Genomic DNA, 24,062 nt, shown 5'->3' with positions numbered 1-24,062 from the left:
AAAGATATGTTTTTTATACCTGGTGAATTAATTTCAATTGTGTCATTTCCCGGAATCATTGTTCATGAATTTGCACATATGTTATTTTGTAAAATTAGAAAAGTAGCTGTTTTTGACGCTTGTTATTTTAGAGTTGGAAATCCTGCGGGATACGTGATACACGAGAACACAAGCAATTTTACATCAACTTTTTTAATCTCTATGGGGCCATTTTTTGTAAACACCCTTTTATGTTTACTTATATGTCTTCCTGCTTATATGCCAATAAAGTTTTTTGATATTGAACATCCATTATCTTATTTTTTAATCTGGCTTGGAGTTTCAATAGGCATGCATGCTATTCCATCAAATCAAGATGCCGAAAATGTGTTTAAAGAAGCAAAAATAGCAATCAAAAATAAAAACATATTAGCAATAATATCTTTTCCCATAATTGGATTAATTTATGTCTTTAACATTTTAAGAATTATTTGGGCAGATGTAATTTATGGCGTTGCAATAGGAATAGGAATTCCTTCTTTAATATTTGGATAAAATTTAAGATTCTTCATTTCACTTTATAAAGTCTAACTTTGTAAAAAACCGGAACTATGAAGAATTTTTTATTTTTATTCATTGCCATTATTTTCGAAATCATTGCGACTTCGGCATTAAAAAAGTCTGAGCAGTTCACACAGCTTTTGCCAAGCATTATTACCGTTGTTGGCTATTTTGCTGCGTTTTATTTTTTAAGTTTTGCTATCAGAACAATTCCGGTTGGTTTTGCTTATGCGATTTGGTCTGGAGTTGGAATTGTTTTAATTACAATCATTAGTGCTGTTTTCTTTAAAGAAATTCCAGATTTACCTGCGATAATTGGATTGAGTTTAATTATAATTGGCGTTTTTGTCATTAATGTTTTTTCTAAAACTACAGCTCATTAATTTTAAAACTAAAAAATGCATTTTAGAAAAGCTACCATTTTAGATTTAAATGAAATACAGGAATTATTTGTCCAGACTATTCAATCTGTTTGTAAAAACGATTATAATCCTGATCAAATTAATGCCTGGGTTTCTGGAGTAAAAATTACAGAACGCTGGATTGATGTTATCGAAAAACAATTTGTTTTACTTGCCATTATAGAAGAACAGATCGTTGGTTACGGAACTTTGAAAGACAACAATTATATTGATTTCTTTTTCATTCACAAAGACTTTCAACGACAAGGAATTGCTCAAAAGATCTTTAACGAATTAGAACTTAAAGCTAAAAGTCATCATACAAAAATTATAACTTCTGACGTAAGTATAACCGCAAAGGGATTTTTTGTAAAGAACGGATTTTTTGTAAAAACAGAACAAAAAAACATTATAAAAGGCGTCGAAATTATCAATTACAAAATGCAAAAGAATTATAAGTAAGTTTATAAATCTCGCAAAGACGCAAAGTTTTATTTTTTAAGTTTATATCAATCTTTATAGAGTTACTTTACGGTCCTTCGACTTCGCTCAGGATGACATACTTTGAAAAAACATTTGCGACTTCGCGACTTTGCGAGATTAAAAAAACTTAGCACTCTTTGCGGCAAAAAACTCAGCAAGTTTCGGATTTTATACCTGCAAAAAGCAATCGATATTTGCCTTATAAAATTGAATGAAAATGAACACACAGGAAAACATCAATTATAATCGTATCGCAGATGCCATCGATTACATCAAAGCAAATTTTAAAGAGCAGCCAAATCTTGATGAAGTTGCAGAGAAAGTGCATTTGAGTCCGTTTCACTTTCAGAGGCTTTTCAGCGATTGGGCAGGAACAAGTCCGAAGAAGTTTCTGCAGTATACAAGCTTGGAACACGCCAAAAAATTACTCAAAGAAAATCAGGCAACTATTTCTGAAACCGCTTACGAAACCGGACTTTCGGGCACAAGCCGACTTCATGATTTATTTGTAAATATTGAAGGAATGACACCAGCTGAATATAAAAATGGCGGAAAAAATCTGGAAATAAACTACAGTTTTGCCGAAAGTCCGTTTGGGAATATTATTGTGGCTTCGACTCAAAAAGGGGTTTGTTTTATGGCTTTCGCCGAAGATGAAACGATGGGATTTAATGATTTGAAAAATAAATTTCCAAATGCCGCTTTTTCCAGAAAACTAGATTTAGCACAGCAAAATGCACTTTTCATTTTCCAAAATGACTGGAGTAAATTGTCTGAAATTAAACTGCATTTAAAAGGAACCGATTTTCAACTGAAGGTTTGGGAAACCTTATTAAAAATTCCGATGGGGCAGCTTTCTACTTATGGAACTATTGCACATCAAATTCAAAAACCAAATGCTTCCCGCGCTGTTGGAACTGCAATTGGGAGTAATCCTGTCGCATTTTTAATTCCATGTCATCGCGTAATTCAGTCTTCGGGAATCTTTGGCGGTTATATGTGGGGAAATACCCGAAAAACGGCTATTATTGGCTGGGAAGGTGCGCAGGTAAATCCAAATTTATAATTTACAAAATAATATAATACACACAATATATGTGTAGAGACGCACAGCAGTGCGTCTAACATTATGTATTCCAACCAAAATTGACGAGCAATCTATGTCGACAATCGTTGCGTAGACGCACCGCTGTGCGTCTCTACGGATATGCTTTGTCAAAAACTCAATCTTTATTTAAAAATTTATGCAAACTATACAATCAAAAATGGCTTCTCAAAATTGGGAAAGCATCACCGAATCTATGCACGAAAATGGCTTTGCTATTATTCAGAATGTACTCAATAACGAACAATGTGAAGACTTAAAATTCGATTATGATAATCCAAATTTATACCGAAAAACGGTTGTTATGGAACGTTATAGATTTGGTTTGGGCGAATACAAATATTTCAATTATCCCCTGCCCGATTTAATTCAAAATATACGAAATTCCATTTACCCGAAATTAGCACCAATTGCAAATGCATGGATGAAGGCTTTGAATATTAATACTTTTTTTCCTGAAACACATCAAGAATTATTAAAACAATGTCACGACAATAATCAACTCAAAGCGACTGTTTTAATTTTAAAATATGGAAAAAGCGGATTCAATACTTTACATCAGGATTTATATGGTGATATTTATTTTCCCATTCAAATTGTGCTTTTTCTTTCTGAACCTGATGAAGATTTTACGGGAGGCGAATTTGTATTAACACAGCAAACGCCAAGAGCGCAATCGAAAGCAATTGTTTTAAAACCTAAGAAGGGTGATATTTTAGTTTTTACAACAAATTTTAGACCTGTAAAAGGCACAAAAGGTTATTATCGGGTAAATACGAAACATGGTGTGAGCGAAATTCATTCTGGCGAAAGATATACGCTGGGAATTATTTTTCATGATGCATTAAATTAAGGTTCAAAGGCCCAGAGGTTTCAAAATAACGCATATCTGTAGAGACGCACAGCAGTGCGTCTACGCAACGTGAATCAAAAAAGAAAGATAATTTCTCCCGCAGATTTGGCAGATTTAAACAGATTTTTTAATCATTATAATCCTTTAAATCTGTGGCAAAAAACATCATATACAGCGTCTATCACCGTATTCAATCTGTGTCGACAATCTTTGCGTAGACGCACTGCTGTGCGTCTCTACAGAATAAAATGTGGTAAAATTATGATTGAACACAATAAAATTTCAGATTCAGATCTTCGGAATAAAATTAAAAATGCGGAGATTTGTTTCGGCGGCAACCGGAAACTAAAAATTTACGGAACCCTGAAATGTTCTTCGGGAAAAAGAATGAAACGTGAAAATCGGGTTTTCTTTTCTTCTGAAAATGAAGCAAAACAAAACGGTTTCAGACCTTGCGGACATTGTATGAAACCTGAATATTTAAATTGGAAAAATGGACTTATTTAATCCTGAAATAAACGAAACAACAAACCTACTTCCGAAAGATGGAACTGTAAATTATTACGGAAAATTATTTTCGAGAGAAGATTCTAATCATTATTTGGATGTTTTATTGAATACAATTGAATGGAAAAATGATGAAGCCATAATCTTTGGGAAATTAATTTTGACCAAAAGAAAAGTGGCTTGGTACGGCGATCAGGAATTTGAATATACGTATTCGAATACTACAAAAAAAGCACTTACGTGGACGAAAGAATTATTGGAATTAAAGAAAATTATTGAGGATGAAACGGGAGAAACTTTCAATTCCTGTCTATTAAACTTATATCATTCCGGCGAGGAAGGAATGGCCTGGCACAGCGATGCCGAAAAAGATTTGAAAAAGAATGGTGCCATCGGTTCTGTAAGTTTTGGTGCTGAACGCAAATTTGCTTTCAAACATAAAGAATCTAAAGAAACGGTTTCTTTGATTTTACAACATGGAAGTTTATTGGTTATGAAAGATGAAACACAAACGTACTGGCTACATCGTTTACCGCCAACAAAAACTACTCAAAAACCTAGAGTAAATTTGACTTTTAGAACTATTGTAAGGTAGATTTATTTCTTCTTTTTTGGAGCCACGTTTTGGTAGGAAAGCTGTAAAGCATCTTGAAACATTTCTGGCCGAACTTTAGAAAGCTCTACAATTGTCCAGCCTTGTTTTCCCCATTTATTTGGAATTGGATAAAAAATCATTTCGCTTGAAGCACAAAAAACAGATTGATCAATTTCGTTTAATTTCAAAACGGCGTGATTGTTTTTTTCATCAAAAGTGGCAAATATCTTTTTGTTTACCCTAAAAGAGGTTTTCTCAAAATGTGGTTCTTCAACTGCATTTTCAAAGGATAAAGCTGCTTTTCTAAAATCTTCAGAAGAAACCATAATTGTAAATTTTAAAGTTAGACCTTTATTTACCAGCCTTGATTCAATCCATTTTTTAAAACTTCATCGTATTTCTCTTTATCAAAAGAATATAAGTTTGGCGCTTTATGTGCTACATTATTTTTCTTTTCATCCAATTTATTCAAAATTCCGATATTAGTTATTTTTCGCATAAAATTTCTTCTGTCAAGTTTTTTGTCCAGAATCGTTTCATACAATTTTTGCAGTTCCGGCATTGTGAATTTTTCCGGTAATAAATTATATCCAACAGGCATTAAATTTAATTCTGTTCTTAGTGTGTCAAGGGCTTTATCAAGAATTTCTTTGTGATCTAAAATAAGTTCAGGAACTTCTTTATGGTCGATCCATTCTATTATTTCAGAAGAACTTGTTCGGACAGGAACAATTTTTAAAAAATCTACCAAAGCATAATACCCAATGGTTACAAAACGACGTGTCAGCCATTTGCCTTTCTCCGGATCGATATCTAAATATTTTAGAACCTCTTTTCCAAAATGGTCATCATTTCGTTTAGTTTTTCCAAATGCTGCAAACTGTCTTAAAAAAACACCTTCTACTCCGGTCCTTTCATTTAAAACAGTCACTGCTGCTGTATCAATATCCTGATCTATCGGAATAAACCCGCCTGGTAAAGACCACTTTTCACTGTGCGGAACTTTAATCAGCAAAACTTTTAATTGATTATCATGAAACCCAAAAATAACGCAATCAATGGAAAGTCCCGGCTGGTAATTCTCGTTATTTTCTATAATAAATTTCAGCATTTGAGTTCTTATTAAACTTGCAATTTACTTTTATTTTTCAAAACTGTTACATTTTTATAAAAAGCACGTCTTTATAAAATAAATAAGTATTGAAAAAATCAAAAGTGTACAAATCACAATTTTAGTTAAAATTACGAAATGAATTGAAAAAATAAGTACATTGCGTCATAATAACACATTTGAACAACAAATTGTTAAAACAAAAATACTAAGAAAGAAAAAGATTACAAATACTTAACTTTGTATTCTGTAGGTAAATAGAGAATTGAAATTTAATAAACGAGATTATGAGTGTCAATCCGCTAAAAAATATTAACAAAAAAATTAGATCCAAAATCTGGACTTCCTTCGGATTTGTTTCTAAGACTTATCTTTTAGAAGCTTCGCTAAAATACAGTGAAGAACAGGAAAGAATTTTTAACGAAATGATCGTTAAAACGGAAGCAAAGGATAAAAAAGCAAAACGCGAAGCTTTTGATAAAGCTTTGTACGCGTCTTATAAAGGAATTGGCGCTATGGATTTTATAAATACTGTTTTGAAATAATTCAAAACCTTTATAAAATCCATAACGCCAATTTTAATTGACATTCTATATTACTGTACTAATTCAAAATCTGATTTTAGTTTAATATCTGCTGATGAAGCTCCAATCAGCACTTCAAAATCTCCAGGCTCTGCCGTCCATTCTAATTTATCATTGTAGAAAGAAAGTTTTTCTTTGTCGATTGTAAATTCGATTGTTTTAGTTTCTCCCGCATTCAATTTCACTTTTTGGAAATCTCTTAGTTCTAAAACCGGACGAACTACTGATCCAAATTTGTCTTTTAAATATAGCTGAGCCACTTCTTCTCCAGCAACTTTTCCAACATTTGATAATTGAAATGAAACTTTAATTGTTTCGCTGCTTTTGATTTTTGTCGAAGAAAGTTTCAATCCTGAATAATCGAATTTAGTATAACTCAAACCATATCCGAAAGGAAATTTAGGCGAGTTCTTTAAATCGATATAGGCTGAAACATAGTTTTTTGAATCTTCATTTTTAGCTGGTCTTCCTGTGCTGAAATGATTGTAATAAATTGGAATCTGACCAACTTCTCTTGGAAAAGTGATTGGCAGTTTTCCTGACGGATTGTAGTCTCCAAATAAAACATCTGCAATTGCATTTCCAGCTTCTGTTCCTAACCACCAAGTGTATACGATTGCAGGAACGTTATCTGCAGTCCAATTAAAAATAAGAGGTCTTCCTGCATTAATTAAAACTACAACTGGTTTTCCTGTTGCCTGAATTGCTTTTACTAAATCTTCCTGAACACCTGGCAAATTGATATTACTGCGGCTTTTTGCTTCACCGCTCATATCATGTCTTTCACCAATACTCAAAATTACAACATCTGCTTGTTTCGCTGTTTCAACTGCTTCTGCAAAACCATCTTTATTATCTCCGGTAATGTCACAGCCTTTTGCGTAAAGCAATTTTGTGTTTTTACCTACTTTATTTTGTAAACCATCCCATTGCGAAACTACCCATTTATCATAATTTACATCTGGAAGTTCAACAGACCAGAATCCCATATTGGCTTTGTATTCTTTTACCATTGGACCAATGAATGCAATTGTTTTTACACTTTTAGAAATTGGTAAAGTCTGGTTTTCGTTTTTCAACAAAACGATACTTTTTTCTGCTACTTCAAGCGCTGCTTTTCTGTTTGCAGGATTAGCCAAAACTTTTTCTGCTCTTTTATCGTCAGAATATCTGTAAGGATCATCAAATAAACCTAATTCAAATTTTTTGCGAAGAATACGTTTTACAGCATCATCAACCAAATCAATAGAAACTCTGCCTTCTTTTACTAACTGTGCTAAATTGTAACGATATGCATTACTTTCCATATCCATATCACTTCCGGCAGTAATTGCAGAATATGCAGCTTCTTTAAGGTCTTTTGAATAACCGTGAGCTACCATTTCTCCAATTGAACCCCAGTCTGAAACTACGAATCCCTGAAAGTTCCATTTTCCTTTTAAGATATCTCTTTGTAAATGCGCATTTCCAGTTGCAGGAATTCCATTTAAGTCATTAAATGAGTTCATAAATGTTGCTGCACCAGCATCTAAAGCAGCTTTAAAAGGCGGTAAATACGTTTCAAGAAGCATTCTTTCGCTCATATCAACTGAGTTATAATCCCTGCCTCCAACTCCAGCTCCATATGCTGCAAAGTGTTTTACGCAAGCCATAACAGAGTTTAAATCTCCTAATTTATTTCCCTGAAAACCTTTTACTCTTGCATAGGCAATTTTAGATCCTAAGTAAGTATCTTCTCCAGCACCTTCCATTACACGTCCCCAACGCGGGTCACGGCTAATGTCTACCATTGGAGCAAATGTCCAGTGAATTCCATTTGCAGAAGCTTCTTCAGCAGCAACTCTTGCCGCTAATTCAATGGCTTGTAAATCCCAGCTTGCTGCTTCGGCCAACGGAAGCGGGAATGTTGTTTTATATCCGTGAATAACGTCCTGACCAAATAACAACGGGATTTTAAGTCTTGACTGCATGGCCAATTCCTGATATTGTCTGGTATATTTTGTTCCGATGATGTTTAGCATCGAACCTATTAAACCTTGTTTGATTTCGGCTTGTTTGTTCGGGTTTATTGTAATTGGCCCTGTTGCCTGATTGTCTCCCGTGTATTGATTAAGCTGACCAATTTTTTCTTCAATTGTCATTTTCTTTAACAGATCATTTACTTTTTGATCTATTGTCTGCTGCTGGGCCGCCGCAAAAAACGAGACCATCAACAAGGCAAATGTGGTTATTTTTTTCATGAATTTAATTTTGGTTACCAAACGTAAGTTGCAACTGCACCAGCGTTTAAAGTAGTTGAAATTTGTTTTTGATTGTATTTGATATTGAATGTTTCTGTCGAAGTTCCGTCGTTTTCTACAATTAAAACGGTTTGTCCAGATGGAGTTTTGAAAGCTGCATTGTGTAAGTTTCCAACAATATTACTTCCAATTCTTACTGAACCTTCGGGAACAAATTTAGAAGCATGTCCAATAATGTAATAACCAACTTCACGCTTAATGTTTTGATTTTGATCAATCATTAAAGCTCCTTTACAAGTTGAACATCCGCCTGGTGTAAATGGTTTATAATATTCATCATTTGCCAATCCCCACGAAAGTGCATTTTTACTCCAGTTACGCATAGAACCAATTACAACATTTTTTACAGTCCATTTTAAATCATTTTCAAAACTGCTTTTTGATCCTGTATATTGTTCTGTAAAATATAAATCTTTGTTTGGAAATGCATCATGAACTGTGGTCAAAGCACTAATATCTCCTTCATATAAGTGAAATGCTGAACCTGCAACAAATGGGTTTGCTTTTGCATCTTTTAAAATAGTTAAAGGATATTCTGGTTTATTACAATTGTGATCGTAAACTATAATTTTGGTTTTAATTCCTGCTGCTTTAAAAGCTGGCCCTAAATGATTTCCAATAAAATCTGCCTGTTGTTCTGCAAGCATTAATAAACTTGGATTATTTCCCGGATGCAACGGCTCATTTTGCGGTGTAATGGCATCAATAACAATTCCGTGAGATTTCATTGCCTGAATGTATTTTACAAAATACTGCGCATAAACCTCATAATATTTTGGCTGAAGGCTTCCTCCTTTTGAGCTTCCGTTGTCTTTCATCCAAACTGGAGGAGACCAAGGTGAACCCATAATTTTTATTTTTGGATTTATGGCTAAAATTTCTTTTAGCAGTGGTACCACATCATTTAAATCCGGACCAAGATTAAATTGCTCCAGTTTTAAATCTGTTTGTCCTTCTGGCATATCATCATACGAAAAAACTTTCTCATTCAAATCTGAAGCTCCAATACTAATACGCAGGTAACTTATACCAATGGCATCATTTTTTCTGGAAAACAATTCCTGAAGCAATGCTTCTCTTTTTGCTTTATCCAGTTTTAAAATGGTCTGAGCGCTTCCTCCGGTTAACGAAAATCCAAAACCTTCGATAGTTTGAAATTTTTCAGAAGGATTTACTTCAATGGTTTGGTTTGAATTAGTTTCGGTACTAAAAACTAAATCATCCTGTTTTTTAAGTTTAGAAGATTCATCTGTAGTTGTAATCCATGATTCTGCTTTTCCAGAATTGGCAACTGCATTTTTTGAAGCTCCGCATTTTATCTGCATCGCAATAAGCGGCAGTAAAAGTAAGATTTGAAGTTTTTTGTTAATGTTTTTCATTTTAATCTATTTCTATTAAAACAGGTAAATGATCTGACGGATATTTTAAATCTTTAGAATCACTTAAAACTGCATGTTTTTGAATTTTTAATCCGCTATTTTTTGAAATAAAAATATAGTCTATCAATAATGTAACTGGTTCGTTATGTTTGAAATCATTAAACGTTCCTGATGGTCCAAAAGGTTTTTCTATTGAAACATCTTTCGTATCATCCATTACTTTTTTAATTTCTCCAATTTGCGGCGTGTTTGGTTCTGAATTGAAATCTCCCATTAAAAATGCCGGATATTTCTTTGTGTTTACTTCACTTATTTTTTTCAAAACAAGCTGTACACCTTTTATTCTTGCTTCTTCTCCCATATGATCCAGATGCAGGTTAAAAATCCAGAACGTCTTTTTTGTTTTTAAATCTGTAAAAAGTGCATAGGTACAAACTCTGTTACAAGCTGCATCCCAGCCTCTTGAAACTACGTTTGGTGTTTCTGAAAGCCAAAATGTATTGGAATTCTGCACCTTAAAACGATCTTTTTTGTAATAAATAGTACAAGCTTCTCCCGTTCCGTTTTCTTCTCTTCCTATTCCAAATCTGTTATAATTTGGAAAAGCTGCTGCGATATCTATTACCTGATTTGGCGTTGCTTCCTGAACTCCAAAAATTTCCGGACTATAAAATTGTATTTGAGAAGTAAAATAATCTTTTCGTTTCGGCCAAGCATTTTCTCCGTCTGATGCAACATCTAAACGAATATTATAAGTCATAATTTTTAAATTTTGACCATAAAATGAAACACTTACAAAAAGTAAGAATACTACTAAAATAAATTTATTTGTCTTTTTCATAATTTTTAAAATTTTAATCCGTAAAGCTAGTGTTTCTCTATCCTTAAAGAAAAAAACTTATTTAAAACTTATGTTAATTATATACTCTCACATAATCAACTTCGAAAGTTGCATTAGTGAAATTTGGATCAACTGTTCCTCCAAAATTTCCTCCCATTGCTAAATTTAAAATCAGGAAGAAATTAGCGTTAAATGGTGTTGAAGCAGAATTTGCATAGGTATAAAACAAATTATCATCTACATAAAACTTAATGCTTTCGGCACTCCACTCTGCGGCGTAAATATGAAATTCTGTTGCTGAATTTGGAACTATTGTCGTTTTAGTATCAGGCGTGTTTCCTGAACGTCCAGGCGAATGCAGTGAAGAGTGGTTCACATTTGGATTATTTCCAACTGATTCCAGAATATCAACTTCACCACAAGCAGGCCAAGGCGCAGTATCGATATTATCTCCTAACATCCAGAATGCCGGCCATGTTCCGCCGCCCACTGGTAATTTTGCACGAACTTCTGCCCTTCCGTATTTAAATGAAAATTTACCTTTTGTAAGCATTCTTGTCGATGTATAATGGCTTCCCATATACTCTTCTTTAATGGCTTTAATTTTTAGGGTTCCATTCGAAATAATTACGTTTTCTGGACGAGTTGTGTAATATTCTAATTCGTTATTTCCCCATCCGTCTCCTGTTCCTGTGTTGTAACCCCATTTCGAAGTGTTTGGCGCACCATCTACATCAAATTCATCTGCCCAAAGTATTTTTCTGGCAACATATACATTTACTGAAGAAGTTGAACTGATAAATTGCCCAGAACCATTGTAAGCCGAAACAATTATAGAATATGTTTTTGTTCCTGAACCTGTAAATGTGTATGTAAGTTCTCCGTTTGTAATTTCTTTAAGCTGATTGTCTATTAAAACTTTATACGAAACTGCATTTGCAGCATTAATTTTTAAGTTCACTTTACCGCTTCCGTCCCCATCAGGATTTGCTGCATTTTTACCCACAACTTCAACCTGAATAGTTAAGTTTGAAGGGGCTGGATTATCTGAACCTCCGTCTGAGCTATCGTTACTGCTGCTGCAAGATTGAAATATCAGCAATAAAATAGCGGTTAGAAAACCTGCTTTGTCCATTATATTTTTAAATTTTTTCATTTGCTTTTATTTTTTAGAAACACTTTTTTTACCGTCCAAAAAATCCAGATAATTCAAATTGAATCCTCCTTTTTCAAAAACTACTTTTATTTTATTTTCACCTGCGTTTAATTCTACATCAGATAAAATAATGGTTTTCCATTTTTCATTTCCACCAGTTACAGGCAATGTTATGGTTTTTGATTTTGCGCCATTTGCTGTTTCTAAATGAAGCTGTCCTTCCAGATTTTCGCTTGAATAACGTATGGCAACATTGTATTTATTTTGTTTTTTAACCTGTACAGTAAATTGTAACCACTCTCCATCTTCAATAAATGAAACCTGATAACCGTTTGATCCGACATCTTTACAGGGCAAAATATCAACGCCATCGTTACGCATTGTATTTCCTTTATTCCATTGATCAAAATTTCCTGTTGCAACTCTGTAATTGATAAAATCTTTATCAGAATAAGCAAATCCATTTGTTCCTAAATCATATTGCGTTGCAATGATTTTTCCTGGAATTGTATTCTTTTTATAAGGCTTTGTATCATTGGTCTGCACTTGTCTGAACATAGCATCGATTACATCTGGTTTAACCGTTACATTTTCCATTTTGTAGTTATCGGCCATTTTCATCAATGCTTTTTTCGAAAATTCTGCCGATGGTTTTTGACCACCGTCTCTCCAGTATTTTAATAAAACATCGTATTCCGGAATTTTAGTTACCGAAGTTACTCCTGCAATATTTTCGATTTTTTTCATTGGCCAAAAAGCCCATCCAATATTATTGGTTTCCACCAATGTCAAAGCGTCTTTAAACCAAACATTTGAGTTTTCGCCACTTTCTCCTAACCAGATAGGAACATTATATTGGGTTCTGTAATCCAGCATTTTCTGGATCGATTCCTTGTCATTGTAGTTCCAGTATTTGTGGAAACTCAACGCCAAGTTATCATCCCATAAAGGGAAAACTCCGTTGTAATTATTTCCCCAGCAATTTCCTTCAATAATTACTAAGTGGTTGGTGTCGACTTCGCGAATTGCTTTTGTAACGGCAACCATTAAATCTCTTAAAGGTCCGTTTGAATTTTCGTCGCAGCCATTTTTATTTGATCCGGTAAAATTCCAGTTTGGTTCGTTGATAATATCATAAGCTCCAAGCCACTGACTTTCTCTGTAGCGAGAGGCCAGTTTTTTCCATAAAGCAATCATTTTTTTCTGATTGGCTTCACTTTGCCATAATGATGGTTTTGTGGTATCGTAATCAGAAATTGCGGCATCATTTCCTTGTCCGCCTGGTGCAGCGTGTAAATCTAAAATCAAGTAGATTTTGTTTGCTTCGCACCATTTCAATAAATTATCTGTCATGGTGAAGCCTTCTTCTATCCAGGTGATTTCTCCATTTTTTTCCTGCTCAATGGGCGGCGTATATAAGTTATAATGCATTGGAAGACGGATCGAATTGAAACCCCAAGCTGCCAGCGAATCGATATCACGCTTTGTGATTCCGTTTGCTTTGTAGGCTGCGTAAAATTCCTTTGTTCCCTGTTCTCCAATAACTTCTTCAATTTTTTGTTTGATTTGGTATTGCGGACTTGCAAAAGGCTGTGTTTGTAACATATAACCTTCCTGAACCATCCATCCACCAAGGCCTAAGCCTCTTAGAATGATGTTCTTTCCGTTTCCGTCCACAATTTTTTGTCCGTCTCTGTGCAGAAAACCTTGTCCAAAAACTGTAATGGAAAACAAAAGCTGTAATGTTATTATTGCTTTTTTCATTTGAAAACCAATTTTACTTTGCCTTTAATTTACTTCCAAGTGTATGTTCCAACAGCTCCTGCCTCAAGAGAAGTTGTAATCCATTTATCATTGAACTTAACATTGAAAATTTCACTTACTGACGAATCATTTACTACTACTAAAACTTTTGATCCAGATGGTGTTATAAAAGCAACGTTTTGTAAACTTCCGCTTGAGTTACTTGCAATTCTGATAGATCCTGCAGGAACAAATTTTGATGCGTGAGCAATAATATAATAGGCAACGTTACGTTGAAAACTTTCTGATGAAGTTACTGTCAACGCACCTTTACACATAGAACAGCCGCCGTTTGTATGAGGCTGGAAAGATCCATCATTAGCTAAGTTCCATTCTAATGCGTTTTTACTGTAATTTCTCATCGAGCCAATAACCACGTTTCGAACATGCCATTTTAAATCTCCGGCAAAATCCCCTGCTGAAGATGTCCATTGTTCTGTGAAATACACATTTTTTGTTGGATAAGAATTGTAAACATTACTTAATGCACTAATATCTCCGGCATATAAATGGAATGCTGATCCGTCTACAAAAGGAAATGCATCTGCATCTGCCAAAATTGATTTTGGATAATTTGGATTATCACAATTATGATCGTAAGCAATAATTTTTACACTAAGGTTTGCCGCTTTTAAAGCCGGTCCTAAATTGTTTTTTATGAAATTACCTTGTTCTACTGCAGACATGTACATACTCGGATTATTTCCGTCATGTAAAGGTTCGTTTTGCGGAGTTATTGCATCAATTGTAATTCCTTCCGCTTTCATTTGCTGAATGTACTTTACAAAGTATTTTGCATAAACATCATAATATTGTGTTTGCAGTTTTCCTCCAATAAAACTGTCTTTGTCTTTCATCCAAAGCGGAGCTGACCAAGGTGTTGCTAAAATTAAAATCTTTGGATTAATTACCAGAATTTCTTTTAAAAGTGCAATTACTCCCGCTTTGTCTTTTTCTAAACTAAATTTTGTCAAAGTCAAATCAGTTTCTCCTGCTGCAAGGTCGTCATATGTAAATGGCGCAGCATTTAAATCTGATGCTCCAATACTAATTCTTAAATAACTAATTCCAATTGAATTAGCTCCGGTACCAAATAATTCTTGTAAAAGTGCGCTTTTTTTAGCTGCCGTTAACTGATTAATTACATCAGCACTTCCTCCAGTTAATGTATAACCAAAACCATCAACAGTTTGATATTTTTGCGCTGCGTTAACTTCAATATTTGTATATGAATTTGGTACTGTACCAAATCCTAATGTTCCATTTTGTTTTGCTAACAATACGCTTTGGTCTCCTTTTGTTAACCAGAAATCAACATCGTTTGTTACCACAACTGGCGGGTTTACAACAGGTGGATTTACTACAGGATCAACTGCATCGTTTGATGTAGAACATTTTACCTGAGAAAATACTGCCATTGAGAAGAACAGTATTTTTATAGTGTTTTTAAAATTTAGTTTCATTTTTGATCGTTTTTTAGTGCAGCACTTAGTATACAATAGTTTGTATTGCATGTGCCGGGATAGTTATAGTATTTTGTGAATTGTGGTTTATTAGGGTGTAAATAATCTCATTATCTGATTGGTTCATGACAATGGTTACTATTTTATTATCAGAATTTTTAAACGATGTGCTTATTAATTTTTTATCGCTTATTGTCTGTATTATTCTTTTCGCATTTGGGCGAATAAATTTTGAAAGATGCCCTATGTAATAATACATCGGCGTGTAGATTAATTCATCTTTTGCAGTATCAGCATGAATTGGTGAAAAACAGAAATTCCCAACATGATTTGGACCTCCGTTTTGATCCAGAAGAATATTCCAGTCTGTCCAGCCAACGGTTCCGTTATTAAAATCGTTGATCATATTAAGTCCGTATCGTTCTGCATTTCCCCAAAACTGAAATCTTGAAGCATCAAATTTTTCGATACAACCTTCTGTAAAAAGTAAATTTTTATTTGGAAAAGCTTCGTGTACTTCTCCTACTGATTCGAATTTAGGTGTGCCGCCGTTCCATGTTTCGTACCAATGAAACCCAATTCCCCATGCATATTTTGAGACTGCAGGATCTGAAAAAACAAGATTGGCTCTTTTGGTTAACATATCTCCGCGATTGTGATCCCAGATTATAACGTTCTTAGAATTTAATCCTTCTTTCTCTAAAGTTGGTCCCAGAAAGTTTTTCAGGAAATCTCTTTCGGCTTCTGGAGTGTAGATGCAAGATTCCCATCTTTGTTTTGCCATTGGCTCATTCTGAATGGTTAACCCCCAAACAGGAATTCCTTCTTTTTCGTAAGCTCTTATAAATTTAACATAATAATTTGCCCATGATTGTGCAAACTCTGGCAACAAAACGCCGCCGTGCAAAATATCATTATTGTCTTTCATGAAAGCTGGGGGACTCCATGGACTAACAAATAATGTTAAATTTCCGCCGGCAGTTTCAATTGCACTTTTTATTAATGGAATTCTATATTTTCGATCGTGATCAATGTTGAAGGTTTTTAAATCTTTATCACCTTCGGCAACATAAGTATAACTGTCACTGCTAAAATCGCAGCTGTGAATATTTGTTCTGGCTAAAGTATATCCTATTCCTTTATTTTTATCGTAATAAGCGGTTAGGAATTCTTGTTGTTTTTTTGGAGATAGCTTCGCGAAAACTTCAGCACTTGCGTCTGTAATTGCGCCGCCAATTCCTAAGAAAGTCTGATCTGTTTTATCGGCATCTAAAGAAATAGAAACCGTTGATTTTGTTTGTTGTGCAGTAGAATTTAAAATTAAATTATCTGATAATGATAATCTCAAATTGGTGTTTTCGGCTGTAGTATAAACCTTAATTTTGTTGTTGTTTTTGGATGCAGAAACAGCTGATCCATTTGCAGTTTTTGATGTTGAACAACTTACTTGCAAAATTATTATTAAAACTAATAAGATTCTATTGATGGTTTTCATTGTTACTTCAAAAAGCATTTTATTTCAAATTAAAAATTGAGGGCTGGGTTGGATGATTCAAATCAGCCCTCTTCTGTTAACTCAAAAAATATTAATAAACAAGCGTTTGTATAGCGTGTGCAGGAATTTTGATTACTGATTTTTCTGCTGCTATTATCAAATTATATGTAATTTCTTTATCTGTTTTGTTCATTACTATTGTTGCCATTGTACCATCTGTATTTAAGAATGATGTACTTAACAAACCACTTCTGCTTACTGCAGAACTAACTCTTTTTGCATTTAAACGAATGAATTTTGAAAAATGCCCTATGTAATAATAAGATGGTGTGTAAATTAACTCACCTGTTGTTGTGTCTGCGTGGATTGGTGCAAAACAGAAATTTCCGACATGATTAGGTCCTCCGTTTTGATCTAAAAGAATGTTCCAGTCTGTCCATCCAACGGTTCCGTTATTGAAATCGTTAATCATAGAAATTCCGTAACGTTCTCCATTACCCCAAAACTGATATTTTGCAGCATCAAATTTCTCAACACATCCTTCTGTAAACAAAAGTTTTTTGTCTGGATATGCCTCATTTACTTTTGCAACATTGTCAAACATTGAATCTCCTCCTGACCAGTTTTCATACCAGTGAAAACCCATTCCCCAAACATATTTTGCTGCTTCCGGATCAGAATAAATTACGTTTGCTCTGTAATTCATCAGGTCACGATTGTGATCCCAAACGATAATTTTTTTATCTCCAAGTTTTTCTTTTTTCAAAGTTGGCCCAAGGAAGTTTTTAATAAAATCTCTTTCAGCTTCAGCTGTATAAATACAAGATTCCCAAGTTTGAACAGCCATTGGCTCGTTTTGAGTTGAAGTTCCCCAAATTGGAATTCCTTCTTTTTCATATTCTTTTATAAACTTGACATAAAAGTTTGCCCAGGTTTGATAATATTCTGGTAATAATGTTCCTCCTTTTAGTACGTTTCCGTTGCTTTTCATGAAAGCATTAGGAGACCAAGGTGCAACATAAGTTAATAATTTCCCTCCTGCAGTCTGGATTGCCTGTTTGATTAACGGAATACGAAATTGTCTATCGTGTTCAATAGTAAACGTTTTTAAATCTTTATCTCCTTCTGTGATATAAGAGTAGCTTCCACTGCTAAAATCAGAACTTTGGATCGTGGTTCTTAGCAAAGAATAGCCAATTCCTTTTTGTTTATCGTAATAGGCATTTAAGAATTCTGTTTGTTTCTCTTTTGAAAGTTTAGCAAAAATTTCGGCACTTGCGTCAGTAATGGCACCTCCAATTCCCATAAATGTTTGAAACTTTTTAGACGGTTCTACAAAAACAGAGATCTCCGTTTCAAGAGGCTGTTTTGATGCTGAAAAAGTCAAATTATCTGTTGATGTTAATCTCAGTTTTGAATTTTCGGCAGTAGTGTAAACCGTTATCTTTTTCCCGTTGGTTGTAAATTCTTTCTTTGCTTTTGTCTGCTGTGCAAGAGCGGTGACTGTAAACAAAAAGCACAGAAACTTTAAAGTATTTTTTTTCATTCTTTTCTTTGATTTTTTAATTCTAAAAGAAGTTTTCAGAAACTCGTTCTCTGATTGCTTAGGATTTAAAAATAGCCCATACTCATAATGATTATGGGCTATTTACAACCAAACTTAAACTTAACTTAAACTTTTATTTTCCTCTCATTTCGATTCTGCTCACAGTAATTCCATCTTTTGTGAAAGTATTACCACCAGAACGAATTAGTAGATAGATTTTACCTGTAGTATCAAATTTTACAACATTTGAAACAGAAGCTGTTCCGTCATTTTTAACACAGCCAACTGAAGAAAGCCTTCCTGTAAAAGCTCCTTTTGCGCAGCCATCCCAAGTGCTCAGACCCATTACTTTGTTATCTTTATATTCGACACCATCTTTAGGTACAGATTTCCCGGCATATACTTCAAACCATGTTTCATCAGATCCACTTGGACAAGAAACAAGCATATCAATTGTATATTCTTTATCTTTTACAACATCAATTGCTTGATAAATTCCTTCTTGCGCCCATCCTCCTGGAGAATGAATTGTTGCAGTTCCTGAATTAAATGACCAAAATGCAGCACCAGTAGCGCTTAATTTTGCTGATGACCATTGAGCTATATCAGCTGCGTTATTAAAGAATCCTCCTCTAACTAAATTAGGTTTAGCAGGGTCTGAAGCTGCAACTACAATATCATGAGAAACTTTAGATGTAGCACCTCCAGCAGCAATAGCTGTATGAGTTACAGTATAAGTACCGGCATCTGGTAAAACAACTTCTTCTTCCATTTTACCCATATAAGGTCCATATCCAATATCCCATTTTGATGAAATTACTCCATTTTCCTGAGCAGTTAAAAGATAAGTATTTACTTTTCCCGCAACAGGAGCAATTGTAAAAGCAGCATCAACATTTGTAGCTGTTAAACCGTTATTAGCCGGATCATCATCACAGCCTGTAAGCGAACCTAATGCTATCGCAAGCATTAGGTAAGCACTTCTTTTTAAAATTATACTTAGGTTCATTTTCTTTTTGGTTTTTGGTTAGATAGTTTTTTTTGTTATTCGTAGTTAGGGTTTTGTTTTAATTTAGTCCCTGTTAATTCTACGTAAGGAATTGGGAAAATTTCATCTGTCCCAGCATTGAATCCTCTGTCAGATAAAGCAGTAGCAGCATCACCCCATCTTACTAAGTCGAAGAATCTGTGTCCTTCACCTGCAAGCTCCATTCTTCTTTCATTTTTGATAGCAGCTAATGTTACCGGAATTGAAGCAAGACCAACTCTCGCTCTTACTGCATCAAGTAAAGCTTGTGCTCTAGCACCTGTAGCACCTAATGCTTCAGCTTCTAATAAATAAGTATCTGCTAATCTGATAACATAAGAGTTTTGTTTGTAGTTCAACTCAGCAGCTCCACCACCCGTACGAACGTCAGTTTTTCTTGGTAAAAATTTGTTCAAGAAATAACCTGTGTCTTGGTAACCTGGAATATAATCCGCTTTACCAGCAGCTTTTAATGCTTTTAAGTCAAAAATAGTTGCGTCAAATCTAGGATCAGTTTTCATTGCATCGTATAGTTTTTGTGTTGGAACACTAAAACTCCATCCAGAAGGAAGGTCTGCTGCATTAGAATTTGCTGGTCTAGAATAACCTCTAGGTCCAACCATTACGTTTAATGAGTTTCCTTCGTCTCTTCCAGACCCCCAGAATCCCCAATCAGAGTTTCCTGCACTAGTATGAGATACTTCAAGAAGTGATTCTGAATTAAATTTGTTAGCTACAACCCATAAATCACTAAACTTAGCAAGTAATTTATTTCCATATTGGTTAGCTTGTCCTGGTGTACCATTTACTTGAGCAAGAATTGCAGCAGCTTCTGCATTTTTCCCATCATATAAATAAACTTTTCCAAGTAATGCCTGAGCAGCTCCTCTTGTTAAACGACCTGATCCTGTAGCAGCATCTACACTAGTAGGTAAAGCTGGAATAGCTTCCACTAAATCTTTTTCGATTTGAGCATAAACAGCAGTTGGAGCTGATTGCTCAACATTTAACATAGTTGATGTTGTAAGTGGTTCCAAGATTAATGGAATATTCTTAAACATTCTAACTAAATTGAAATAGTATAATGCTCTTAAAGCTTTAGCTTCACCTGTGAATCTAACTTTTAATGCATCTGACATATTAACTCCCGACATTTTTGATAACAAAACGTTTGCTCTGTAAACACCTTGATAATGATCATTCCAGAAACTTCCAGGAATAATTAATGAAGTTAATGAGTGAGTTGAAAAATTTTGAATTCCCTGACCATCTGAAGCTCCACCACCACCAGCATAGAAATCATCTGAACCGGCATTTAGCATAGCAACCAAGTTTTCAAAACCTCCAGTATTTTTTCTTAATGGATCGTAAACCCCAACAAGAGCAGCAGTAGCTTGCTGTTCGTCTTTGTAGTAACTAGTTGATAGGAAAGATCCCTTTGGGTCAACGCTCACGAAATCTTCTGAACAAGATCCTGCTAAAGCTGCCAAAGCTACAACAGCGTATATATATTTAAATTTATTTTTCATCATTCTTTAATTATTAAAATTGTACGTTCGCTCCAAGCATAAAAGTTCTTGCTTGTGGATAAACACCTCTATCTACACCAAATACCTGACCTCCAATTTCTGGATCATATCCTGTATATTTTGTAATAGTGTATAAGTTCTCACCAGTTAAGTAGAAACGAATTCTGTCTGCCCCAATTTTAGAAGAAAGGTCAACTGGAAGAGTATATCCTACCTGAACTATTTTCAAACGAGCATAATCACCGCTTTCTAAATAAAAATCAGACATTTTGCTGAAGTTACCATTACCATCATTATTAGCAAGTCTTGGGTAATCATTTGAAGTTCCTTCTCCTGTCCAACGACCTAATGCTTCTGTTTGATAGTTAGCATTCAAGATATCTAATCTGCGTAATCCTTGGAAGATTTTGCTTCCAGCAGCACCTTGAACGAATGTCATAAAATCAAATCCTTTGTAATCTAAGTTTAATGTTAAACCGAAAGTGTATTTAGGAATACTTGTTCCTAAAAATTGTTTATCTGCATCAGAAATAGATCCGTCACCATTGTTATCAACCCAACGGAAATCCCCTGGTTTTGCATTTGGCTGGATTAAACCACCTGCTCCATTTTTATAAGCGTTGATCTCTGCTTGGTTTTGGAAAATACCTGCAGTTTTGTATCCATAGAATTCATTGTATGAATGACCAACTTGAGTTCTTGTAACAGGTCCCATAGATTGGAAAGAAGCATCTCCAATAATAAAGTCATTATCTTTTCCTACGTAAGTAATTTCATTTTTCAAGTAAGCCACGTTTCCGTTAACACCTAAATTAAAATCACCAAGTTTTTTCTTCCAACCTAATTCAAATTCAATACCGCTGTTGTTCATATCAGCAACGTTAGCCCATGGCTGCTCAGCAACTCCAACATATCCAGGAATTACAACTGGTCTTAAGATACCTGTTGTTTTCTTTTTGTAGAAATCTAATGTTACTGTGAAATCATTAAATACTCTTGCATCAAGACCAATACTTGCCTGAGAAGTCTCTTCCCATTTCAAATCAGGGTTATCAAGAGTTACGTTAGCATAACCTGTTGTGATTGAACCAGCATTTCCAAAAGAATAGTTATAACCTCCAGATACTAATGAAATATATCTAAAATCAGCAACCTGGTCATTACCTACAATTCCGTAACCTCCTCTAAGTTTTAATGAATTTACAGCATTATTTTCTTTCCAGAAACCTTCTTTTGAAACAACCCATCCTAAAGAGAATGATGGGAAAACTCCAAATTTATGATTTTCTCCAAAACGAGTAGATCCATCACGACGAATAACTCCGGTAAAAAGATATTTCTCCATATAATCGTAGTTTATACGACCAAATAAAGAGGTTACTTTGTGTTGAATAAAATCATCTGTAGCACTGTTTCTGTCAGCTTGTGGGATATCAAATTTGAAAGATGCATCTTTATAGCTTGTAACAGGTAAACCAAACATTGTAGCTCCAACGTATCCACCAATATTATCAACATAAGATCCTTGTCCAGCTAAAACGCTTAAGTTATGATCTCCAAATTTGTTAGAGTAAGTAAGAACGTTTTCAATATTCCAGTTGAATGATTTATTGTTATTTTGATAATAACTGTTTTTAAGAACATTCACGTTTGAACTTAAGAAGTATACAGGAGTAAATCCTTGGTCTCCCCAATAAGAAAGTTTACCACCAAGTGTAGATCTAATTTTTAAATGTGGAGTAATAGCAGCTTCTAAATAAGCATTTCCAACGAAATCATCAGACCATCCATATCTTCCTAATCTTGTTTGGATGTATCCAAGTGGGTTTGTCATCTCCTGACCAACTACACTTGAAATTCCATAAGGATTTCCGTTAGCATCACGAACTACAGGGTTTGTAGAATATGGAGCTGAATTTGCAACAGTTGGATCAGTAACTACAAGTGGAGTTAATGGATCTAAGTTGATAGCAGAGCTTAAAGGCCCCCCAAACTCACTGTTTGTATTTCCAATTCCAACAGTCTTTTGTCTTGTATATCCAAAAGTTTGTCCAAATGTGAAATATTTAGAAATCTTGTGAGTAGAGTTTAAACGGAAATTCTTTTTAGTATAATTAGAAATTTCTGTAGCAACAATACCTTCTTGATCCTGAATACCAAATGAAGCATAGAAAGTAGAAAATTCTCCACCACCACTAATACTTAATTCGTGTGTGTATCTGAAAGCACTGTCATTAAAAATAGCATCTTGCCAGTTTGTTCCTTTTCCAAATGCAGCTGGATTAGAGTAAAGAATCCCTCCGCCATCAGCAACTGATTTTTCGTTCATTATTGTAGCATACTCTGTAGCATTCAATAAATCTAATTTTTTTGCTGGAGAAGATACACCAGCAAAACCATTATAGTTTACTGTAATTTTACCTGCCTTACCTTTTTTAGTAGTAACTAAAATAACCCCTGTTGCAGCACGTGTACCATAGATTGCAGCAGAAGCAGCATCTTTAAGCACCTCGATAGACTCGATGTCTGATTGATTTAGGTAACCAATTCCACCAGCATCAACAACGTTACCGTCAACAACCCAAAGTGGGTTATTTCCACCGTCTCCAAACGTTGTAATACCACGTACACGGATTGTAGATCCTGAACCCGGCTGACCTGAACTGGAAGCGATTGTTACACCCGCAACACGACCTTGTAAAGCCTGTTCAACTCTACCATTTGGTACTTTCTCTAAATCTGCAGCTTTTACACTTGAAATTGCACCTGTAACTACTGCTTTCTTTTGAGTACCGTAACCAACTACCACAACCTCATTTAATGTTTGTGATTCTGGTTTTAATTGAATTGTAATTTTTGTTCTTCCGTTTACAGCTTCAGTTACTGTAGTGTATCCTATAAAAGTAACTGTCAAAACTCCGTTTGAAGGTACTTGTATTTGGAATTTCCCATCAAAATCTGATGCGGTCGACTTTGTTGTACCTTTTAGGACAACTGTTGCGCCCGGAACCGGCATTCCACTTTCATCGTTTATCATTCCATTTACTGTGACATCCTGAGCCACAGCTATAACCGAGAATAATAAAGACGAAACACAAAAAATAAGTAATTTTGTTAATTTCATTTTTCTAAAAATTTTGGTTAATTAATTAGTAATTTGATGCAATAATAATGTTATTTTTTTACTATCAACATTTAAATTTCATTACAAAAACACATCAAACTAAAATTTTATACATTACAAAAACACATCATTTTTTTTATAAATATCTAATATAGTGATATTTAAAAACAAAAAATAAGATGTTATGAAAATGTTAATTGAAAAAATAAACACTACAATT

General features: G+C 34.4%; 21 protein-coding genes. 8 read left to right on the top strand and 13 right to left on the bottom strand.

Features of this window, described 5'->3' with window-relative positions:
* The first annotated feature begins 6 nt into the window (after nucleotides 1-6).
* The 7 genes from NLJ00_RS08335 to NLJ00_RS08305 all read left to right on the top strand — a co-directional run bounded on the left by NLJ00_RS08335 (nucleotide 7) and on the right by NLJ00_RS08305 (nucleotide 4,484).
* Nucleotides 7-534, top strand: coding sequence for a metalloprotease family protein (locus tag NLJ00_RS08335; protein WP_053472589.1), 528 nt, complete (start codon nucleotides 7-9; stop codon nucleotides 532-534).
* 56 nt (nucleotides 535-590) lie between these two features.
* On the top strand, nucleotides 591-923 hold the full coding sequence (locus tag NLJ00_RS08330) for a DMT family transporter (RefSeq protein WP_256636871.1): 333 nt from the start codon (nucleotides 591-593) through the stop codon (nucleotides 921-923).
* A 15-nt stretch (nucleotides 924-938) separates the two neighbouring features.
* Nucleotides 939-1,403: a GNAT family N-acetyltransferase gene (locus NLJ00_RS08325; protein ID WP_256636870.1), complete on the top strand. Its 465-nt coding sequence runs from the start codon at nucleotides 939-941 to the stop codon at nucleotides 1,401-1,403.
* Nucleotides 1,404-1,641: 238 nt separating this feature from the next.
* Nucleotides 1,642-2,490 carry a bifunctional helix-turn-helix domain-containing protein/methylated-DNA--[protein]-cysteine S-methyltransferase gene (locus tag NLJ00_RS08320; protein WP_256636869.1) on the top strand — a complete coding sequence of 283 codons (849 nt, stop codon included), beginning with the start codon at nucleotides 1,642-1,644 and terminating at the stop codon, nucleotides 2,488-2,490.
* Nucleotides 2,491-2,668: 178 nt separating this feature from the next.
* Nucleotides 2,669-3,382: a 2OG-Fe(II) oxygenase gene (locus tag NLJ00_RS08315; protein WP_180856336.1), complete on the top strand. Its 714-nt coding sequence runs from the start codon at nucleotides 2,669-2,671 to the stop codon at nucleotides 3,380-3,382.
* 261 nt (nucleotides 3,383-3,643) lie between these two features.
* The gene (locus NLJ00_RS08310; RefSeq protein WP_180856335.1) at nucleotides 3,644-3,889 is read left to right on the top strand and encodes an Ada metal-binding domain-containing protein; all 246 of its coding nucleotides are present in this window, start codon (nucleotides 3,644-3,646) and stop codon (nucleotides 3,887-3,889) included.
* Nucleotides 3,876-4,484, top strand: a complete 609-nt coding sequence (locus NLJ00_RS08305) for an alpha-ketoglutarate-dependent dioxygenase AlkB family protein (RefSeq protein WP_256636868.1) — start codon at nucleotides 3,876-3,878, stop codon at nucleotides 4,482-4,484. Before NLJ00_RS08310 ends, NLJ00_RS08305 begins: the two co-directional genes overlap by 14 nt.
* Nucleotides 4,485-4,486: 2 nt before the next feature.
* Here the strand turns inward: NLJ00_RS08305 and NLJ00_RS08300 are convergent, their stop codons facing one another.
* Nucleotides 4,487-4,810, bottom strand: a complete 324-nt coding sequence (locus tag NLJ00_RS08300) for an MmcQ/YjbR family DNA-binding protein (RefSeq protein WP_180856333.1) — start codon at nucleotides 4,808-4,810, stop codon at nucleotides 4,487-4,489.
* 29 nt (nucleotides 4,811-4,839) lie between these two features.
* Entirely contained in the window at nucleotides 4,840-5,595 is a 756-nt protein-coding gene (locus NLJ00_RS08295) for an NUDIX hydrolase (protein WP_256636867.1), read from the bottom strand.
* Between the two features lie 287 nt (nucleotides 5,596-5,882).
* Between NLJ00_RS08295 and NLJ00_RS08290 the strand changes: the two genes are divergently transcribed.
* Complete coding sequence (locus NLJ00_RS08290) at nucleotides 5,883-6,140, top strand: hypothetical protein (RefSeq protein ID WP_053472583.1); 258 nt, start codon at nucleotides 5,883-5,885, stop codon at nucleotides 6,138-6,140.
* A gap of 50 nt (nucleotides 6,141-6,190) precedes the next feature.
* Here NLJ00_RS08290 and NLJ00_RS08285 read toward each other — a convergent pair whose 3' ends face one another.
* From NLJ00_RS08285 to NLJ00_RS08235, 11 genes are all read right to left on the bottom strand, one after another.
* Entirely contained in the window at nucleotides 6,191-8,419 is a 2,229-nt protein-coding gene (locus NLJ00_RS08285) for a glycoside hydrolase family 3 N-terminal domain-containing protein (protein ID WP_256636866.1), read from the bottom strand.
* 14 nt (nucleotides 8,420-8,433) lie between these two features.
* Nucleotides 8,434-9,858 (bottom strand): glycoside hydrolase family 30 protein, encoded by a 1,425-nt coding sequence (locus NLJ00_RS08280; RefSeq protein ID WP_256636865.1) that lies wholly within the window; start codon nucleotides 9,856-9,858, stop codon nucleotides 8,434-8,436.
* 1 nt (nucleotide 9,859) lies between these two features.
* Complete coding sequence (locus NLJ00_RS08275; RefSeq protein WP_256636864.1) at nucleotides 9,860-10,699, bottom strand: endonuclease/exonuclease/phosphatase family protein; 840 nt, start codon at nucleotides 10,697-10,699, stop codon at nucleotides 9,860-9,862.
* 73 nt (nucleotides 10,700-10,772) lie between these two features.
* Nucleotides 10,773-11,855 carry a glycoside hydrolase family 16 protein gene (locus NLJ00_RS08270; RefSeq protein ID WP_256636863.1) on the bottom strand — a complete coding sequence of 361 codons (1,083 nt, stop codon included), beginning with the start codon at nucleotides 11,853-11,855 and terminating at the stop codon, nucleotides 10,773-10,775.
* Nucleotides 11,856-11,861: 6 nt separating this feature from the next.
* Complete coding sequence (locus tag NLJ00_RS08265) at nucleotides 11,862-13,619, bottom strand: cellulase family glycosylhydrolase (protein WP_256636862.1); 1,758 nt, start codon at nucleotides 13,617-13,619, stop codon at nucleotides 11,862-11,864.
* 29 nt (nucleotides 13,620-13,648) lie between these two features.
* Complete coding sequence (locus tag NLJ00_RS08260) at nucleotides 13,649-15,121, bottom strand: glycoside hydrolase family 30 protein (RefSeq protein WP_256636861.1); 1,473 nt, start codon at nucleotides 15,119-15,121, stop codon at nucleotides 13,649-13,651.
* A gap of 25 nt (nucleotides 15,122-15,146) precedes the next feature.
* Nucleotides 15,147-16,616, bottom strand: a complete 1,470-nt coding sequence (locus NLJ00_RS08255) for a glycoside hydrolase family 30 protein (protein WP_256637464.1) — start codon at nucleotides 16,614-16,616, stop codon at nucleotides 15,147-15,149.
* 91 nt (nucleotides 16,617-16,707) lie between these two features.
* A complete protein-coding gene (locus tag NLJ00_RS08250) occupies nucleotides 16,708-18,162 on the bottom strand; it encodes a glycoside hydrolase family 30 protein (protein WP_256636860.1) in 1,455 nt (484 codons plus the stop codon).
* 133 nt (nucleotides 18,163-18,295) lie between these two features.
* Nucleotides 18,296-19,171, bottom strand: coding sequence for a hypothetical protein (locus tag NLJ00_RS08245; RefSeq protein WP_180856323.1), 876 nt, complete (start codon nucleotides 19,169-19,171; stop codon nucleotides 18,296-18,298).
* A gap of 35 nt (nucleotides 19,172-19,206) precedes the next feature.
* Nucleotides 19,207-20,721: a RagB/SusD family nutrient uptake outer membrane protein gene (locus tag NLJ00_RS08240; RefSeq protein ID WP_056207999.1), complete on the bottom strand. Its 1,515-nt coding sequence runs from the start codon at nucleotides 20,719-20,721 to the stop codon at nucleotides 19,207-19,209.
* 10 nt (nucleotides 20,722-20,731) lie between these two features.
* Nucleotides 20,732-23,842: a SusC/RagA family TonB-linked outer membrane protein gene (locus tag NLJ00_RS08235; RefSeq protein ID WP_256636859.1), complete on the bottom strand. Its 3,111-nt coding sequence runs from the start codon at nucleotides 23,840-23,842 to the stop codon at nucleotides 20,732-20,734.
* Between the last annotated feature and the right edge of the window lie 220 nt (nucleotides 23,843-24,062).

The sequence above is a fragment of the Flavobacterium panici genome, assembly GCF_024499525.1.
Taxonomy (GTDB): domain Bacteria; phylum Bacteroidota; class Bacteroidia; order Flavobacteriales; family Flavobacteriaceae; genus Flavobacterium; species Flavobacterium panici.
The sequence above is the reverse complement of the archived record's forward strand: the minus strand, read 5'-3'. Positions and strand labels throughout refer to the sequence as shown.

Bases quoted from the DNA above. Each gene is read 5' to 3' on its own strand.
- NLJ00_RS08335 (WP_053472589.1), top strand. From the start codon at position 7: ATGTTTTTTATACCTGGTGAATTAATTTCAATTGTGTCATTTCCCGGA.
- NLJ00_RS08330 (WP_256636871.1), top strand. From the start codon at position 591: ATGAAGAATTTTTTATTTTTATTCATTGCCATTATTTTCGAAATCATT.
- NLJ00_RS08325 (WP_256636870.1), top strand. From the start codon at position 939: ATGCATTTTAGAAAAGCTACCATTTTAGATTTAAATGAAATACAGGAA.
- NLJ00_RS08320 (WP_256636869.1), top strand. From the start codon at position 1,642: ATGAACACACAGGAAAACATCAATTATAATCGTATCGCAGATGCCATC.
- NLJ00_RS08315 (WP_180856336.1), top strand. From the start codon at position 2,669: ATGCAAACTATACAATCAAAAATGGCTTCTCAAAATTGGGAAAGCATC.
- NLJ00_RS08310 (WP_180856335.1), top strand. From the start codon at position 3,644: ATGATTGAACACAATAAAATTTCAGATTCAGATCTTCGGAATAAAATT.
- NLJ00_RS08305 (WP_256636868.1), top strand. From the start codon at position 3,876: ATGGACTTATTTAATCCTGAAATAAACGAAACAACAAACCTACTTCCG.
- NLJ00_RS08300 (WP_180856333.1), bottom strand. From the start codon at position 4,810: ATGGTTTCTTCTGAAGATTTTAGAAAAGCAGCTTTATCCTTTGAAAAT.
- NLJ00_RS08295 (WP_256636867.1), bottom strand. From the start codon at position 5,595: ATGCTGAAATTTATTATAGAAAATAACGAGAATTACCAGCCGGGACTT.
- NLJ00_RS08290 (WP_053472583.1), top strand. From the start codon at position 5,883: ATGAGTGTCAATCCGCTAAAAAATATTAACAAAAAAATTAGATCCAAA.
- NLJ00_RS08285 (WP_256636866.1), bottom strand. From the start codon at position 8,419: ATGAAAAAAATAACCACATTTGCCTTGTTGATGGTCTCGTTTTTTGCG.
- NLJ00_RS08280 (WP_256636865.1), bottom strand. From the start codon at position 9,858: ATGAAAAACATTAACAAAAAACTTCAAATCTTACTTTTACTGCCGCTT.
- NLJ00_RS08275 (WP_256636864.1), bottom strand. From the start codon at position 10,699: ATGAAAAAGACAAATAAATTTATTTTAGTAGTATTCTTACTTTTTGTA.
- NLJ00_RS08270 (WP_256636863.1), bottom strand. From the start codon at position 11,855: ATGAAAAAATTTAAAAATATAATGGACAAAGCAGGTTTTCTAACCGCT.
- NLJ00_RS08265 (WP_256636862.1), bottom strand. From the start codon at position 13,619: ATGAAAAAAGCAATAATAACATTACAGCTTTTGTTTTCCATTACAGTT.
- NLJ00_RS08260 (WP_256636861.1), bottom strand. From the start codon at position 15,121: ATGAAACTAAATTTTAAAAACACTATAAAAATACTGTTCTTCTCAATG.
- NLJ00_RS08255 (WP_256637464.1), bottom strand. From the start codon at position 16,616: ATGAAAACCATCAATAGAATCTTATTAGTTTTAATAATAATTTTGCAA.
- NLJ00_RS08250 (WP_256636860.1), bottom strand. From the start codon at position 18,162: ATGAAAAAAAATACTTTAAAGTTTCTGTGCTTTTTGTTTACAGTCACC.
- NLJ00_RS08245 (WP_180856323.1), bottom strand. From the start codon at position 19,171: ATGAACCTAAGTATAATTTTAAAAAGAAGTGCTTACCTAATGCTTGCG.
- NLJ00_RS08240 (WP_056207999.1), bottom strand. From the start codon at position 20,721: ATGATGAAAAATAAATTTAAATATATATACGCTGTTGTAGCTTTGGCA.
- NLJ00_RS08235 (WP_256636859.1), bottom strand. From the start codon at position 23,842: ATGAAATTAACAAAATTACTTATTTTTTGTGTTTCGTCTTTATTATTC.